The sequence below is a fragment of the Streptomyces graminilatus genome (assembly GCF_001418565.1).
GTDB classification, from domain to species: domain Bacteria; phylum Actinomycetota; class Actinomycetes; order Streptomycetales; family Streptomycetaceae; genus Streptomyces; species Streptomyces graminilatus.
Genome location: NZ_LIQQ01000794.1, coordinates 1 through 1,094, shown reverse-complemented (window position 1 = coordinate 1,094; position 1,094 = coordinate 1). Strand labels below are relative to the sequence as shown.

Below are 1,094 nucleotides of genomic sequence, written 5' to 3'. Positions count from 1 at the left end.
CGCCCGGGCCGCCCTCTCCCCCCGCCCCGACAACACCTGGCTGGAACCGATGCCGGACGCCCGTGTGCTGCCCACCGTCGAGGATCCGGCCGAGGCCGCCGTGGCCAAGGAGTCCGTGCGGCTCGCCTTCATGGCCGCCCTGCAGCAGCTCCCCGCGAAGCAGCGGGCCGTGCTGATCCTCCGCGAGGTGCTGGCCTGGAAGGCGAGCGAGGTCGCCGAACTCCTCGACACCTCGGTCGCGTCCGTCAACAGCGCCCTCCAGCGGGCCCGCGCCACCCTCGCCGAGCGGGAACAGGACAAGGGCAGTGGTGCCAGTGCTCGTGCCGCCGTCTCCGACCCGCTCAGCGAAGAACAGCAGAAGCTGCTCGACCGCTACGTCGCCGCGTTCGAGGGGTACGACATGGCGGCCCTCACCGCGCTGCTGCACGAGGACGCCGTCATGACGATGCCGCCGTTCGACCTGTGGCTGACCGGGCCGCAGGACATCACCGGGTTCATGACCACACTCGGCGCCGCCTGCGCGGGCTCCCACCTCGTGCCGGTCGCCGTCAACGGACTGCCCGGCTTCGCCCAGTACAAGCCGGACGAGGAGACGGGCGGCTACTCCCCCTGGGCGGTCCAGGTGCTGGAGATCTCAGACGGCCGGATCACCGGGTTCCACTGCTTCCTCGACACAAAGCGCTGGTTCCCGCTCTTCGGGCTGCCCCTCTCCCTCGATCTCGATCTCGACGTCGAAAGTGAGACCGACCAGGTTCAGGAAGGTCAGTAGGGCCGGCGCAGGGGACCGGAGGCATATCCGGCCTCCGGACCGGCGGGCGGCCAGTTGGAGCCGGGCCAGCAGCTCCACCGTGCCCAGCCCCGGCGGCCCCAGCCCAGCCACGTCACACACCACCACCGGGTCACGGCCACCCCCGGCGCCGGCCCGCAGCAACGCCCGCACGTCCTCGCCCAGCCTCGCCACCTCCTCACGGGTGACGGGGCCGGTCAGCACGAGTACAGCGGGTGTCATGGCGTCCACGATCGGTAGACCGGGCGGACGGTCATAATTCATCGCCCGCCCCCTGTACCTTTCGCCCGCCCGGCCAGATCACATT

Annotated in this window: 1 protein-coding gene and 1 pseudogene; one reads left to right on the top strand and one right to left on the bottom strand. The window is 71.0% G+C overall.

Annotated features, from left to right (window positions below; translation table 11 throughout):
* On the top strand, window positions 1–769 hold a 769-nt coding region (locus tag AOK08_RS41645; RefSeq protein WP_055535754.1), incomplete at its 5' end, for an RNA polymerase subunit sigma-70.
* Between the two features lie 30 nt (window positions 770–799).
* On the opposite strand, the pseudogene AOK08_RS48275 reads toward AOK08_RS41645, so the two are convergent.
* Window positions 800–1,009: pseudogene (locus tag AOK08_RS48275) on the bottom strand (STAS domain-containing protein); the annotation flags it as partial.
* Window positions 1,010–1,094: the final 85 nt, after the last annotated feature.